We start from the raw sequence: 14281 nt of genomic DNA on the forward strand, positions 1-14281 counted from the left end.
TTGATCGCAATCCTGATGCATCGCTATTTAGTCACTCCATTGCGACGCTTGAGGCAGTTTGCTTATTATCATGACCGAATTCCCCCTAAACAGCGGTTAAAAGAAATTGAATCCATTCGCTATTCAATGATGAATACCTTTAAGCGGTTGGATGATGAACAGAAGACTCTCTATCGGAATGCGCGCACGGATTCGCTGAGTGGGCTTTCTAATCGTCAGGCTTTGCAGGAGTACTTAAAGCAAACGATTGCCGATTCTGAAAAAACCCATAGTCAATTTGCGTTTTTATTTTTAGATTTTGACGATTTTAAAGCGGTGAACGATTCGCTTGGCCACGATATTGGCGATCAAGTGATTCGTGAAGCCTCAAGAGTATTGGTATCTGAAGTACGCAGCCACGACTTTATCGCACGAGTGGGGGGTGATGAGTTTGTTATTATTTTAAAACACTTTGAAACACTTGAAACGCTGGGTGCTGAAATTGATGAATTACAAAGAGGGCTTAAGAACGCTGATTTGGCGGGTGAACTGAATATTCATATGAACAGTAGTATTGGCGTGTCCTTTTATCCGAAGGATGGCGATGATTATGTCTCATTAATGCAAAAAGCTGACATTGCCATGTTCCAAGCGAAACGTGAGGGGAAATCGCGTTATCACTTTTATTCTCATGAGCTTAATGAGCGCGTTCAGAAAAATATTTATTTAGATAAAGAAATGCGCCAGGCGGTGTTAAATGATGAATACAGCTTGTTTTATCAACCAAAAATTGATCTCAATACCAAACAGGTCATTGGTGCTGAAGCTTTAATTCGTTGGATTCGGCCGGATGGCGAAATGATTTCTCCAGTCGAATTTATTCCATTGGCTGAGGAGAACGGTTTTATCGTTGAATTAGGTCAATGGGTGTTGGAGACGGCGTTAAAACAATTGCAGCTGTGGCAAACGCAATGTCCGAATTTTGTGCTGTCCATTAATGTCGCGACCAAACAACTGTTGGAAGATAGTTTTTTAGAGAATTTTAAAGAACTGATGAGTCTCTACGAGATTAATCCGAGTAATGTCGACTTGGAAATTACAGAGTATTTGTTTTTAGAACAGAATGAGCGTAATACCGGGATTATTGACGAGCTTCGTCAGCTTGGGGTATCCATTTCGTTAGATGACTTTGGTACCGGCTTTTCGTCCTTGTCTTATCTTAAAAAATTCTATGTTGATCAGATTAAAATCGATAAAGCCTTTATTGATGATTATCAATCGGAAAGTGGGGCGATTTTTATTGAAACCATTATCCGTATGAGTGAGAGCCTAAAGAAAAATATCATTGCCGAAGGGGTTGAAACAGAGCATCAAGCAGATTATTTACGTCAGGCAGGCTGTCACTATGCGCAAGGATTTCTATTTTCTAAACCCCTGCCCATTGATGCGTTTGAAGTCTATTGCCAGCAAAATAAGAGCACGTCATCGAGCTGAAAATAACCAGGCCTGGTCCGTTTTAGCCGTTTAAAAGTTGCCGCGAATACTGAACGACGGTAAAAATGGCAGGCCGCTGACGGTATCTGGGTTGGCATAGTTGGCGTAATCTTCTTCATATTCATAACCAATGGTATTGCCGTCTGCATAAAACGCGCTGGTAATATTGATCAGTTCAAATCGAACATCCAAATCCCAACCTTGGTATTGATAATTACGTTCCATTGACAGGTCTAACCGTGTCTGAAAGGGCAAACGTTTGCCATTGGTTTTGCCATAGATTGGATTCCAATAACATCGGGCGCTATCCGGTGCTGACGCAGAACAGGTGGCTTGGGTATTGGGAATTGCAACATATTCACGCCCTATGACTTCGGTATACGGCTGACCCGATTGCACCTTTAAACTCAATCCCCAAGTCCAATTAGACCAGCTACCGCTAAAAGGCTGTGCCCATACCATATTTAACGTGTGGGGCTGGTCACCATCAAAAAGTCGATCCGCAGTGGGCGCATTACGGTCAGAGCGCGTTGATTCTAAGTAACTATAACTTAACCAACCATAAGCCCCATTTTGCCATTGTCGCTTGAGAAGAATATCTAATCCTTGCGCTTGGCCTTCACCTTCATTGGCAAAGTTTTCTGGGCTGGGTCGTGACACCACCAGTTTGCGCATGGGCTTTTGATAAATTTCGACTTGTGACGACCAAGCGTTGCTCCACTGTGTTTTGATCCCTAAAATACGGTGCTCGGCTTGCGTCATGACCAAGTCAGGATTACCTAATGTCTTTGAAATTTCATTGCCTTGCGGGACTTGTGCATACTGCCCCCAGCTGGCGGTGAGGAGATTTTGTGTGTTTAGGTCATATTCGAGCGTTATACGTGGTGACAGTTGTTGGTATGGATTGCGACCATAGTCATATTGGCTCATTCGCAAGCCAAATTTTCCATACAGTCGATCCGTAATCGGGCGATTTAAGTTAATGTAACCGGCAAGCTGTTCGCCATCAAAGGTTTGGCCAATATCTTGTGCAGCGCTTTCGGTCAGCGAGCAGTCAGGCTGTCCTTCTCGGCATGGATTGGTGATGTAGCCAGTGAGGTTAAAGCGGTATTGATAATAATCGACGCCCATTTGCCAGAGATTCATACCTTCTGTCAGTTGCCACTTGGGAAGAATGAAACGAGTATCTCCTTGCTGTTTGAATTGATAAGGCGCCCCAGGGTTCGGGTCGGAAGCTTGTTGAGTGCCAATTTGAAAGCGATTAAAGGTGTTCAGCTGTCCAACTCGAAGCGTCTGCTGTAGCGACGCCGTCAGTCGCTGAGTCCAGTTAAGTCCATAGGTTTGGAAAGCCGTATCACTGGCAAGTTCTCCTGCCAAAGCAGGATCTTTATTGACATCCTTCGGGTCGGTTAAATTGATTTTTAGCGCATCATTGGCACTGAACATCGACAATTCAAGATGGCCGGCATTGAGTTCATAGCGGTACTTGGCTTGTAAATCCCAGAACTGTGGGAATTGGGTGTAGGTGTTGTCAGAATTGCCTAGCTTGCCGGTTGTGGGCAGTAGTAAATCAATGTAGCTGCGGCGAACGGCGAAGTAACCAGAACTGTTTTCCGACATCGGGCCTTCAATGCGTGCCGAGGAATCATAAAAACCAACCTGATAGCTCTGGCTCAGTTTCTCTTGGTTGGGCGCACGCGTACGCACGTCCACCACGCCACCCAAGCGGTCACCATATTCCACACCAAAACCACCAAGATAGGTTTTGAAGTTGTCAATGAGGTCTGGATTTAAGATGGAATAGAATCCGCCAACATGATAGATATAACCAACAGGTAGACCGTCAATCCAGGTGAGATTTTCATTGGCATTGGAACCGCGAACAAAGAAACCAGAACTGCGCCCCTTGCCGCCACTGGCAGTGACCACGCCCGGTAAAGTTTTAACAGCACCCAATGGATCGCCTTGAGTGCCAGCCACCCCTTTAAGCTCGGTAATATTGAGTTGTATTTGAGAGGCTTCGGTATCAAGCGTTGAAGTTGAAGGGGTAATTTTCGGCGCTTGATTGGTCGACTCACCGCTCATGACCTGATCGCTGACCGTAATAGGAGCCAGCTCGGTGGCTTCCGCAAATAGGATTGAGGGCATTAAGAGTGCGCAAGCGACACAGAATAAATGGATGTTTTTTTGCATTTTCATTCCTTGTTTAATACCGGTGCAAATATTATACATAATCGTTGCACTTGCCGCTAAAGGTCCCCAGGCCTGGTCAAAAGAACGCTGTCATTCTTTCCATTTAATGGAGCAGCCGATTGAGGGAATTTGCTCGGTTGGGCCTTTTCCTGTTAGGGCAACTTGCTTCATGGCTTCGAGCAGGTCTCGACGCACGCTTTCGGGCGCGGTTTCTTTGTTAGACGCATCGAGTCGACCTCGATATTGCAGTGCTAAATCAGCATTGTAACCAAAAAAGTCGGGGGTACAAACCGCGCCATAGGCCTTGGCAACCTGCTGCGTTTCGTCTAAGACATAAGGGAACGGAAAGTCGAATTGATCAGAAACCACTTTCATTTGTTCAAATGAATCTTCAGCATACTCGGTGGGATCATTCGACATAATAGCAATGCTATGGATGCCAAATTCGTTTTGTAAAATTCGTGCATCCTTGGCCAGGCGAGGTTGTATGGCTTTGACATAAGGGCAGTGATTACAAATAAACATAATCAGCAAGCCGTTAGGCCCTTTGGCCTTCTCTAGCGTCCAGTTCTGTCCATCAACGCCCGGTAGATCGAAGTCGATAGCGGCTTGATTAAATTCACAAATAGGGGTGGTTAAACTGACCATAGTCTTCTCCTAATCGTTTTCTTAAACTTCAATGGCAATGGCTTTATCCGTTTTAAAGCCGGCCTCTAATTTTTCGTACAGTAATTCAAGGTTGTCGCCTGGGGTATATTCGGCAATGCTGACTTGTTTACTCTCAAGCCGTTTTCGCAACTTTTGGGCAATAATCATGGCACTATCGATATCGGAATGAGTGGCAAGAATGCAAAACCGTTGTTGGTTTAAGCGGCCAAAATAGTCCGATTTGCGTAGCATGGGTAAAATGATCTGCCCCGTTAAGTCGGCTTTATCGCTTTCAAATGCCAGCAGGGCAAAAGGGGCGTGATAGCGTTGTGAACGTGCCATTTCCTTTTCAATGAGCTCTTCAAACACCAAAGCGTTATAGGCTTGTGATTGGGCATCTTTTTGCAGTAATTTTTTTAGTTGCTGTTTGGCTTCTTCGCCCGATAAGGTATTGTGGTCATCGGCTTTGTCCAGCGCAAAGGCTTCATTATTCAGTCGCAAAAACAGGACGAGGAGAGCCGTGTTAACAAACATGGATAGGATGACAACACCGACCACGATTGACATAAAGGCTTCTTTGTAACTGAAATTATCGGGTAGGGCAAACACCATAATAATGGCCAAGCCGCCTTTCATACCCGCAAAAGTGAGTACGCCTGCCCAGCGAAAAGGGTGTATTTTCCACCAAATAAGGGGGGTCACGACAAGGAATCGAATCAGAGTGGTGAGTGCGAATACCACTAAGATAGGTAGGTGGTATTGCCAGAGCAGGTTTAAATCGACCACATTGGCAATGGCAATAAAGATGACGCCATTGGCAAACAGCCCTAGATAATGGGCTTCTTTGCGATAGGCTCGAAAGTTGCCATCCGAAGTACTTTCAGTGTTTAAAAATTGGGTGAGTACCGAGGTGTTGATTTTCTTGTACTGGCCTTCTTTATCAAATAAATATTTGAACAATAAAATGGTGACGACCACGCCTAACATTCCAGAGACTTGCAGGTGTTCACCCACAATAAAAGCCAGACTGGCCATAATATACAGCGTGAGAAACTGTTCAACATTATCGGTAAAAAATTTAAACGCATAATAGCCTAACATGCCTGCGGTTAAACCAATTAAAATCGATTCAATAAATAGCTTGCCTAGAACAAGGTGTAAACTTGAGGTTTGCAATGTTTGCCCTTCGATAAGGGGGAGCGCAATAAAGAAGAAAATAATCATTGCGGTGATGTCGTTAAACAGACTTTCGCCTTCGGCATAGAGTTTGAGTTTTTCAGGCAATTTAAATTTTGCAAAAATAGCCGAAACGGACACCACATCCGTTGCCATCAATGGCGTGAAGAGTGCCAATAACATACCCATAGTGAATTGCTGCTCTGGGGTGAGCAGCAGGGTTGCTATGATGGCTAGAGCAATCGAAATTAATACCGCGAAAACCGAGAGGTAAATGATTGCCGACAGGTTGTGTCTGAGTTCTGAGCGTGAAACGCCGAGTACATCCGGAATCAAGATAATCGGGAGCATTAAGTAGACGATATCGGGAAAGTGTTCGCCAAATGCGGATAGGTCAAACACCATATTGGCTAAGTAAGCAGAGACAATGGCGGTTAGCGCAAAGGGGATTTTAAAGCTTTGTTCAAAAAAACGTGATAGTAATACCACGAGTAAAATAAGGGTAAACAGTAATAGCATAGTTCATCCAGTTCAAAAAGAGCCAGTCAATCCCTTTTTACTTTGTTGCATTAGATCCAAGATGCATGTGGGCGCCATGTTTTCAACCAAGCTTCAATTTCATCCGCTGGCATGGGGCGGGCGATGCCGTAACCTTGTCCTAATAAGCAGCCCAACTTTAACAGACGCTCACCATGCAAAATGGTTTCAACTCCCTCGGCAATGGTATTGCGGCCAAAGGCATTTGATAATCCGAGTACGCCTTGAATAATCGCCAGATCTTCTGGGTCTTCTAGCATATCTCGTACGAACCCTTGATCAATTTTAATCAAATTGGCTGGTAGACGTTTCAAATAAATCAGTGAAGAATACCCTGTACCAAAGTCATCTAATGCAAAGCCAATCCCTAATTCATGGCAAGATTCAATGACATTGGAGACGTGGGTTAAGTTGTCAAGAGCACTACTTTCCAATACTTCCAATTCCAGGTCGCCATGACTAATATTCGGATGGCTTTCTAGCAAAGTTTTTAGGTGGCTGACGAAGTTTGGGGATTCGAGATGAAGTGCATCAATATTGACACTAATTGGCAGGTGAATATCGATCGACTTCCAGTGCTCAATTTGTTGCATGGCGGTTTTGATGACCCAGTTTCCAAGGTTAATAGACAATTCATGTCCCGCAATGATGGGTAAGAAATCGATGGGTGATAGAAGACCTTGTTGCGGGTGCTGCCAGCGAATGAGTGCTTCAACGCCAATGACCTCACCTGACTTCATATTGACTTTAGGTTGATAATAAAGGACAAATTCATCGTTTGACAAGGCGCTACTGATGCTGGTGATATCGGCATTGTAGTTGCGTAGCAATCGATCCTTTTGGGTGTCAAATAAGTGAAAACAATTCTTGCCTGCCAGTTTGGCTTGGTACATGGCTTGGTCTGCCTGACGTAGCAGTTGGTCGGCATCGATTTCTTCAACTTGTGGGTAGTAGGTGGCGCCTAAGCTGGCCGACACTCTTAAAACATGTTCTCCATCAATAACGGGCTTGTATGCCGCTTGCAGTAAACGTTCAAAAATCATTTCGCTCACTTGTGGCGTTTGCACATCCACCAAAACGGCCACAAATTCATCACCACCTAACCGAGCAAGGGTATCCCCTTCCCGTAAAGCATGTTTCATGCGTTGAGCTATTTTGGTCAGCAGGCGGTCTCCAACTTCATGTCCATATTCGTCGTTGACTTCTTTAAATCCGTCTAAATCCAAGTAAACCACGGCCAATTGTGAATCGCGTCTGAGTGCTTGGTTCATGGCTAGGTGAAGACGATCGGCGAGTAACACTCGGTTAGGTAGATTGGTGAGGGCATCAAAATGAGCAAGATACTGTAGTTGTTGGTAATGTTCTTTGCGTTCAGTAATATCTTGAACGGTGCCGAGCGCACGGAGTAAATTCCCGCTATGATCAAAGCTGAATTCGCAGTTTTCTTGTAACCAACGAATTTTGCCATTGACGAGAATGCGGTGCTCAACTTCGTAAAGTGTTCGTTTGCGAACCGCTTTATCCCAGGTGGATTGAACCAAGTCACGGTCATCTGGGTGGATGAGTTCAAAAAATGCGTCTAGATCAATAGGCGAACCAGGCTCCATTCCAAAGATTCGGTAGGTTTCATTTGACCAGCACAAAAGATTATCGGCGACTTCCAATGTCCAGCTACCAATTTGACCAACACTTTGCGCTTTTTCAAGTAGCATTTGACTTTCCGCTAGGTGCTGTTCGTCTTCCCAGTGCTGGGTAATGTCATGTGCAACGCCAAGGATGCCATAGATTTCACCCTCAGTATCTAAAAGGGTCGTTTGGGTAATGGAGAGGAGAACCTCATGTTCGCTGTCCGCAGAAGGCAACCAAGTTTCTCGTTTAATCGGTCTTTTTGCACTGAGTGCAATTTTGTCGTATTTATTTAGCGCATCCGCAACGGTTGTCGGTAAAAGTTCATCATTGGTTTTTCCGGCAATGTCAGCTTCAGCCAGACCAATAAATGCCTCAAAGGCAGGGTTGCATGACTGAAAGTGGCCGCTAGCATCTTTAAACCAGATCAAGTCGGCAATACTATTTAAGAGTGTTCTAAAGTGATTCTTTTCGGTTGCCAATGCTTGTTGGGTATTGATGTGATCGGTAATGATATAGGCAATGCCAAAGAGTCCAGTTAAGTGACCTTCTGAATCGGTAATGGGGTATTTGCGACTATCGAGCGAAAGCGTTTCGTGTTCAAAGTCAAAATGATGTAATTCTTGAGCAACTGTCTTCCCTGTGAAAACCGCCTGTTCTTGTAGGTACTCTTTGTCTGCGATGGCTTCAGGAAAAAGGTCATAGCTCGTTAGGCCCGCTATCTCGGGCCAATGGATGTCATTTGCGGTCATTGACGCTAAGTTTTCACTTGCCGCTATATAAACATGGTTGGTGTCTTTGAAACAGACCAGTTCACAGGCGGCATTGTTCATCATCGCTTGAAACGCTTGATGCTGGCAAAGGCTTTCATCAGCTTTGAATAGACTTTTAACGGTTTGTAATTTGAGTAATCGCTTGTCGTTATCTGAGTCTTTGCTTGGGTGTAATCGCGCTTTAAATATTTCGATGCGCTGGGTTTTCGCATGACGCAGGCGTAGATGAAAAGTATTGTCCTTCGCTGACACATTTTGTACTAATTCCGTTATCAAGGGAATATCATCAACATGCACTAAAGGTGTGATGCCTTCAGCGAGTTCTGTCAATGCCGCTTCGCTATACCCTAACAAGGCCTGGCAGTCGCCAGTTACGTCAAGAACGGATAGTGTTGGGCTGAGAAAAATGCCGAGCGTGCAACGGTTTTTATGAGACGTCATAGGTCTAATCTTATTGTTTTTTGATAGGCTCTATCATACTGAAATTTTGTTCGCTATGACTAAAAAAGTACCAATTTCTCGGCGAGAAATTAGGGGAATGGCGCGGGAATTTGTGATTAAGTGAGTAATGTCATTTTTTTGTCATTTTTACTTCATTTAGGTGTTACTTAAACCCTCTAATATGACTGTGTTGTCATTTAGTGTAAAAAGAGAAAATACTATGAAAAAATTATTAATTACCTTGTCTGTTGCTTCAATTATGGCCGGTTGTGCATCGTCACCTGAAAAGGTGGCTTCGTCTGAGCAGAAGGCGATCCATAAGACAGTCGTTGCACCCAATTCTGATAACAATGATATGTATGTTGCTTATGCTGACGGTAGAGAGAATATCTTTTATGATGCTGATGAGTATAAGTCCTTTTTAAAAGTGGGTGAATCCACGTTCCGGAAGACCTATATCGGTGCGGGAACCAATGGCATGACCCGTTCTTTTGGGTTAACTAAGGCGGATAAGAAAAAGCCAACCAACCCAGCAGAACAAATGTTAAAGGGAGAGTTGGCGCCCGCTTCTGATTTTTACGCTGAAGTTTATAATGAAGAAAGAAATCGTTTCTATGTATTTGGCAATTGGCAAGACTTTTCAGATTACCTAAAAACAGGTATTGACACTTATCATTACACTGAGATTGGCGCAGGTCCAAAAGGTGCTACAGTGGTTTATGTGTTAAATAAAAGTAATAACAAGGTTAAGCCAGAAGCGACAGTGAAGCAGTTTAAGGCAAATCACGCTGACTAGTTTTTAGAAGAATCGTATCCTATAAAAAATCCCGCTCAGGCGGGATTTTTTATAGGTGCAGTAAGAGCTCTTTTGAGCACCGGGCGCCTATTAAGCTTTGGCAGCAGTATAAAGTTCGGAAACTTTATCCCAGTTAACAACATCCCACCAAGCTTGCATATAAGCAGGGCGAAGGTTTTGATAACGAAGATAATAAGCATGTTCCCAAACATCTAGGCCTAGAATCGGTGTGCCTTTGACTTCAGCAACATCCATCAAAGGATTATCTTGATTTGGGGTTGATGAAATTTCAAGTTTACCCTCTGCAGAAACGGTTAGCCATGCCCAACCAGAACCAAATCGGGTTGCACCAGCCGTGTTAAATTTTTCTTTCATGGCATCTAGGCCACCGAAGGTGCTGTTAATGTCTTCTGCAAGTGCACCTGAAGGAGTCCCCATGCTGTCGCCAGTCATGACATTCCAAAAGAAAGTATGGTTCCAGTGGCCACCACCATTGTTGCGAATGGCAGGAGATAGTTGTCCTGCATTAGCGATTAACTCAGTAAGCGATTTGTCGGCATTCGGCGTATCAGCGACGGCGTTATTTAAGTTAGTTACGTAGGTGTTGTGATGCTTGGTATGGTGGATTTCCATAGTACGAGCATCAATGGATACTTCTAAAGCATCATAATCATAGGGAAGGTCTGGAAGCGTAAAAGCCATAATAGTATATCCTTTCTTTAGGGTCTCAAATATCACCTGTTTGCAGGCAAACAGCGAATCATCAGTTTGATTAAAAAACCGTTCTATTCTATCGAAGTTGAGGGATTTATCAATACCCGACTAAAATAATCGGGTATTTTATTTTTGAATGGCGTGAAGGGCTAAAAAATATTATCGAGATGTGGTGGTGGCGGTGGCATTTCCCCGAATTTTTCAACTTCTGAGGGCGGCATTTGAATGTAGTAGCCTTTGGTGGTTAAGGCTTCGTGGAGTTCTGTTGTATTCGTTCTAGGGAGCTTTCTTTCCGGATGCAGTTCGAAGTCAATAACGTGCTCGGGCTCACCGAACATCACTAAAAGTTCTTGGGGTAGTTTTTCGAGTCCATCTTGCTCTGGCACAAATAAAAATAATTCGGCCTTTTTGGGGCTTTTAAAGGTTGATACCTTTAGCGGTTGAAATGCTGTCATAATCCGATCCTTGTTTGTCAGTATTGGTTATTTTAGCAAATAGCCTGTTAGACAGGGTGTCATTTGCTTGACCTTGCAAACAAACTTCATTATTCTTAGCGGTTGGTCAATCAAATTGGAAAGTGAATATGATGAACAATAAAGCAGTGATACTTGGCGGAACGGGGTTTATCGGGCGCGCCGTGGTGAATGAATTATCTAAGCATGGATATGAAGTCAGTGTTGTGGTGCGTCGTCCGGAACGTTTTAGAGATTATTTATTGTTCCCAAAAACGAAACTGGTTCAGATGGATGATTTGTTGTCCTCTGAAACGCTGGGAAAGGTTTTTAAAAATGTCGGATTGGTGGTGAATTGCTTGGCCGACCTAACCCTTAAAACAGAAGCGGTTGATGAAAGTGATTACGTTGCCGTGCATCAGCAAATCAAAAAAGCAGCTGAAACGGCGCATGTAAAACGTGTCATCTCGCTATCTCAGATCGGTGCGGATGCTGGTGATGCGACCAACCAGTGGGGGTATCACCTAGGCGAAGCCGATGCGATTATGCATACGATTGCGACAGCTCAGACCACCATTCTGCGCGCTGGGGTTTTATTGGGGGCGAATGATGAAGTGGTTTCTTGTTTCAAACGTCAATTAGAGTTAATGCCCGTTTTGCCTGTCGCCAATAGTGCAAAGCAGGTTCAACCTTTGGCGATACAAGATTTTGCAAAAGCAGTGGTCGCTTGTATTGATAATGTTGATGCTTTCGGCAAAAAAATATCGGTTGTTGGTGAAGAGCGAATGACCTTAAAAGAACTGGCCAATCGCGTTAAGGAAATGATGGAAAAAGAGGATGCGATTGTTTTTCCGATGTGTCGATTGAACGCAAAGTTTATGAGCTTTTTAGGCGCGCTGGCACCGATTAAGTCGGTTTCTAGCGTTCAAATGTCGTTATTGCAGACAGACTTAATTTCTGATACTGATTTTTCCTCGCAGTTTGGTTTTGAGCCAATGAGTGTAGAGCAAGCTTTGGCACTTTATGTATTAACGACGCATCAACGTGAACGTTATAATCAATTTCGTCAAGCAGCAGGCCGCAATTTAGAAGAGTTGGCTTGAAACGATTGCAAAATAAACGTTTGTAGCAGAACGCAAAACCGTCTTTTTAGACGGTTTTTTTGGTTTATGATGATAGTAAACTAAGCCTACGAAAGGAGCTCACTATGAAAACCTATTTGGTTGGCGGCGCGGTGAGAGATAGATTGCTGGGTATGGCAGTTTATGATCGTGATTGGGTGGTGGTTGGTGCGATCCCCGAACAATTGCTTGCACAAGGCTTTCGTCAAGTTGGGAAAGGCTTTCCGGTCTTTTTACATCCTGATACCCAAGAAGAATATGCGCTGGCACGAACAGAGCGCAAGTCGGGTTTGGGCTATCATGGGTTTGATGTGCAATTCGATCCCAGTATCACGTTAGAAGCAGATTTATCTCGGCGAGACTTAACCATCAATGCCATGGCCGAAGATGAGCAAGGCAATCTTATTGACCCTTATGGCGGTCAGCAGGATTTGGCGGCCAAAAAATTGCGTCACGTTTCAGGCGCGTTTAGTGAAGATCCTTTAAGAGTGTTACGGGTTTGTCGATTTGCGGCTAAATTAGCCCCCTTTGGATTTGTGGTGGCGCCTGAAACGCATCAATTGATGTGTGATATGGTTAACTCTGGTGAGTTGTCAGCGCTCACGCCAGAGCGAGTCTGGCAAGAAGTGGTTAAGGCGTTGCAAACCAATATGCCAAGTCAATTTTTTGCACGGTTAGATTCGGTTGGCGCCTTGTCACTGCTCTTTCCCGAAATAGCCGCTTTAAAAGGCGTTGAGCAGCCTGTTCAATATCATCCAGAAGGAGATGTTTGGGTCCACAGTTTGATGGTGTTGGACGCAGCAGCAAACTTATCGGATGCGGGCATGGTTCGTTGGGCTGCCTTAATGCATGATTTGGGTAAGGGGCTTACGCCCAAAGCGTTATGGCCAAAGCATGCAGGTCATGATCAGGCTGGTGTGCCGCTGGTCTCGGCTTTGGCTGAACGTTATCGTATTCCGAAAAAATGGCAAGTATTTGCCGAGCAGGTAACGGCTTACCATGGCTTGATTCATCAAGGGCTCAATTCAGAAGGTCGGCCTCACCTGAAAGCCAGTACGATGCTTAAAGTGTTAAAGGCTTGTCATGCATTGAAAGACCCAAAAACGTTTGCGTTGTTATTAATTGCCTGTGAGGCCGATGCAAAAGGGCGATTAGGCTTTGAACACACTCCTTATCCTCAAAGAGATTTCTGGTTAGCGGTTGCAGATACTGCCAATCATGTTGATCGAAAAGCGATTTTAGCGCAAGGGCTTTCTGGACCAGCCATTGGCGAAGCGATAGAGCATGCGCGTTTGCAATTGGTGAAGGATTTTTTGGCGAAATATAGATAAATCAATTAAAAATGACCAGGCCTGGTCATTTTGGCAAGGATGAGCATGGAACAAAGAATGAAACTAACCCGTTTGGCTACCTATGTATCAGTTGCGGTCGCGGTGACTTTATTAGGTGTTAAATCTTATGCCTGGTGGACAACAGGGTCAGTTGGGGTAATGGCCTCTATGCTGGATTCGGCAATGGATGTGATTGCGTCTGTGATGATTTTGTTAGCGGTACGCATAGCTCAAATACCCGCTGACAGTGAACACCGGCTAGGACATGGCAAGGCTGAGCCACTTGCTTCGCTTGCACAGAGTGTTTTTATCGCTGGGTCGGCCTTTTATTTGATTATGCACGCGTTGGAACGGCTGGTGTATCCGGTGGCAATGAACGAACCTGAAACGGGTGTGATGGTGATGCTGTTTTCGATGATATTAACGCTGGTGCTGGTTGCCTTTCAGCGTTATGTGATTCGTCAAACAGCATCAACGGCAATCAAAGCGGATTCGTTACATTATTTGTCGGATTTGGGGGCGAATTTTGCGGTAATGGTCGGCTTGTTGCTGGCCGCCTTTGTTTGGTTGGATTCGATACTGGGGATGATGATCGGTCTTTGGATCGGCTGGGAGGCACTTAAGCTGGCAAAGCTGTCAGCGAACCAACTGTTAGATCGTGAGTTGCCTGATGAGACTCGTCAAGAGATTGCAGAATTGGTGATGGTGCACCCGAAGGTATCCGGGTTTAATGATTTGCGAACCTTTCAATCCGGTCCGACGATATTTATACAGTTGGATTTGGAACTGGATGATGATTTTAGCTTATTGCAGTCTCATGCGATTTCAGAAGAAGTTACCGAGATACTCAAACAGCGATTTCCAAATGCGGATATTTTAATTCATCAAGAACCGGTGAGTTTGCAAGGGGATCCAGATCACCATCAATGGGATATGAACGCGAAGCAAAGTGAAACACCGAATTGAACAGCAATGAGACCTTATTGAAATTCGTTTTTTC

The 14281-nt window shown here is 44.4% G+C and carries 11 protein-coding genes; 5 read left to right on the plus strand and 6 right to left on the minus strand.

Annotation, left to right across the window (positions count from 1 at the left end; translation table 11 throughout):
• A partial coding sequence (locus tag CYQ88_RS07875; RefSeq protein WP_143483777.1) for a bifunctional diguanylate cyclase/phosphodiesterase occupies nt 1-1473 on the plus strand: 1473 nt, incomplete at its 5' end.
• A 30-nt stretch (nt 1474-1503) separates the two neighbouring features.
• Here the strand turns inward: CYQ88_RS07875 and CYQ88_RS07880 are convergent.
• The 4 genes from CYQ88_RS07880 to CYQ88_RS07895 all read right to left on the minus strand — a co-directional run bounded on the left by CYQ88_RS07880 (nt 1504) and on the right by CYQ88_RS07895 (nt 8867).
• Nucleotides 1504-3666: a TonB-dependent siderophore receptor gene (locus CYQ88_RS07880; RefSeq protein WP_158236030.1), complete on the minus strand. Its 2163-nt coding sequence runs from the start codon at nt 3664-3666 to the stop codon at nt 1504-1506.
• A gap of 90 nt (nt 3667-3756) precedes the next feature.
• Nucleotides 3757-4314, minus strand: a complete 558-nt coding sequence (locus CYQ88_RS07885; RefSeq protein ID WP_101840816.1) for a thioredoxin family protein — start codon at nt 4312-4314, stop codon at nt 3757-3759.
• A gap of 21 nt (nt 4315-4335) precedes the next feature.
• Entirely contained in the window at nt 4336-6009 is a 1674-nt protein-coding gene (locus tag CYQ88_RS07890) for a cation:proton antiporter (RefSeq protein WP_101840817.1), read from the minus strand.
• A gap of 50 nt (nt 6010-6059) precedes the next feature.
• Nucleotides 6060-8867, minus strand: coding sequence for an EAL domain-containing protein (locus CYQ88_RS07895; protein ID WP_101840818.1), 2808 nt, complete (start codon nt 8865-8867; stop codon nt 6060-6062).
• Between the two features lie 220 nt (nt 8868-9087).
• Here CYQ88_RS07895 and CYQ88_RS07900 point away from each other — a divergent pair, with 220 nt between their 5' ends.
• On the plus strand, nt 9088-9663 hold the full coding sequence (locus CYQ88_RS07900) for a hypothetical protein (RefSeq protein WP_101840819.1): 576 nt from the start codon (nt 9088-9090) through the stop codon (nt 9661-9663).
• 90 nt (nt 9664-9753) lie between these two features.
• On the opposite strand, the gene CYQ88_RS07905 is transcribed toward CYQ88_RS07900, so the two are convergent.
• Both CYQ88_RS07905 and CYQ88_RS07910 read right to left on the minus strand, forming a co-directional pair.
• Nucleotides 9754-10365, minus strand: coding sequence for a superoxide dismutase (locus CYQ88_RS07905; RefSeq protein WP_101840820.1), 612 nt, complete (start codon nt 10363-10365; stop codon nt 9754-9756).
• A 161-nt stretch (nt 10366-10526) separates the two neighbouring features.
• Complete coding sequence (locus CYQ88_RS07910) at nt 10527-10832, minus strand: YcgL domain-containing protein (protein ID WP_101840821.1); 306 nt, start codon at nt 10830-10832, stop codon at nt 10527-10529.
• Between the two features lie 128 nt (nt 10833-10960).
• On the opposite strand from CYQ88_RS07910, the gene CYQ88_RS07915 reads away from it, so the two are divergent.
• From CYQ88_RS07915 to CYQ88_RS07925, 3 genes are all read left to right on the plus strand, one after another.
• Nucleotides 10961-11932 carry an NAD(P)H-binding protein gene (locus CYQ88_RS07915; protein WP_101840822.1) on the plus strand — a complete coding sequence of 324 codons (972 nt, stop codon included), beginning with the start codon at nt 10961-10963 and terminating at the stop codon, nt 11930-11932.
• Nucleotides 11933-12036: 104 nt separating this feature from the next.
• Entirely contained in the window at nt 12037-13281 is a 1245-nt protein-coding gene (locus CYQ88_RS07920; RefSeq protein WP_101840823.1) for a multifunctional CCA addition/repair protein, read from the plus strand.
• Nucleotides 13282-13338: 57 nt separating this feature from the next.
• A complete protein-coding gene (locus CYQ88_RS07925) occupies nt 13339-14247 on the plus strand; it encodes a cation diffusion facilitator family transporter (protein ID WP_233188844.1) in 909 nt (302 codons plus the stop codon).
• The last annotated feature ends 34 nt before the right edge of the window (nt 14248-14281 follow it).

This window comes from Hydrogenovibrio sp. SC-1 (assembly GCF_002848135.1).
Lineage (GTDB): Bacteria > Pseudomonadota > Gammaproteobacteria > Thiomicrospirales > Thiomicrospiraceae > Hydrogenovibrio.

Excerpts from the sequence above, each read along its gene's own strand:
- CYQ88_RS07880 (WP_158236030.1), bottom strand. The coding sequence starts at position 3,666 with ATGCAAAAAAACATCCATTTATTCTGTGTCGCTTGCGCACTCTTAATG.
- CYQ88_RS07885 (WP_101840816.1), bottom strand. The coding sequence starts at position 4,314 with ATGGTCAGTTTAACCACCCCTATTTGTGAATTTAATCAAGCCGCTATC.
- CYQ88_RS07890 (WP_101840817.1), bottom strand. The coding sequence starts at position 6,009 with ATGCTATTACTGTTTACCCTTATTTTACTCGTGGTATTACTATCACGT.
- CYQ88_RS07895 (WP_101840818.1), bottom strand. The coding sequence starts at position 8,867 with ATGACGTCTCATAAAAACCGTTGCACGCTCGGCATTTTTCTCAGCCCA.
- CYQ88_RS07900 (WP_101840819.1), top strand. The coding sequence starts at position 9,088 with ATGAAAAAATTATTAATTACCTTGTCTGTTGCTTCAATTATGGCCGGT.
- CYQ88_RS07905 (WP_101840820.1), bottom strand. The coding sequence starts at position 10,365 with ATGGCTTTTACGCTTCCAGACCTTCCCTATGATTATGATGCTTTAGAA.
- CYQ88_RS07910 (WP_101840821.1), bottom strand. The coding sequence starts at position 10,832 with ATGACAGCATTTCAACCGCTAAAGGTATCAACCTTTAAAAGCCCCAAA.
- CYQ88_RS07915 (WP_101840822.1), top strand. The coding sequence starts at position 10,961 with ATGATGAACAATAAAGCAGTGATACTTGGCGGAACGGGGTTTATCGGG.
- CYQ88_RS07920 (WP_101840823.1), top strand. The coding sequence starts at position 12,037 with ATGAAAACCTATTTGGTTGGCGGCGCGGTGAGAGATAGATTGCTGGGT.
- CYQ88_RS07925 (WP_233188844.1), top strand. The coding sequence starts at position 13,339 with ATGAAACTAACCCGTTTGGCTACCTATGTATCAGTTGCGGTCGCGGTG.